This is a genomic window from Corynebacterium sp. HMSC068H04 (genome assembly GCF_001811255.1).
Classification (GTDB): domain Bacteria; phylum Actinomycetota; class Actinomycetes; order Mycobacteriales; family Mycobacteriaceae; genus Corynebacterium; species Corynebacterium hesseae.
The window spans coordinates 1-403 of sequence record NZ_KV803994.1; the positions used below are offsets into that span (position 1 = coordinate 1).

The 403-nt window shown below is 51.1% G+C and carries 1 protein-coding gene and 1 pseudogene; both read right to left on the reverse strand.

Going from position 1 to position 403, the window contains the following annotated elements; genetic code table 11:
* A pseudogene (locus HMPREF2792_RS13440) lies at positions 1-197 on the reverse strand (hypothetical protein); the annotation flags it as partial.
* Positions 197-403 (reverse strand): hypothetical protein (locus tag HMPREF2792_RS13445; protein WP_246819436.1); only part of this gene is annotated, 207 nt, incomplete at its 5' end. The gene HMPREF2792_RS13445 and the pseudogene HMPREF2792_RS13440, both read right to left, overlap by 1 nt.

Sequence of the window (403 nt, forward strand, 5' to 3'; positions counted from 1 at the left end):
GGAGCACCATAAACCTCATCGGAGTCTTTCCAAATCTGATGAATCTTTCGGTCAACATCATCGTAAAATGCTGCCCGATCATCCTTTCCGGATAGTCGTTTCTGCTGCACATGGGCCCATTTGTAGTATCCAGACCGAGACACTTTTAATAGCCGTGCCATGCGTTTGATGCTGTAGTTTGCCTTCTCCTGCTGCATTAGTTCGAACTTTTCTGCTCGCGTTGCTTCGCGGCGAAGAAGGCTGTCGCTTTTGACAAAAACTCGTTATCCATCTTTGCTTCAGCCAACTCACGGCGCAGACGAGCATTCTCAGCACGAAGATCAGCCTCACTCATCCCATCTGAGGCTCCTCGGCGTTCACGCTCGAGTTTGACCCACCGGCCTAAAAGCCCGGCGGAAACACC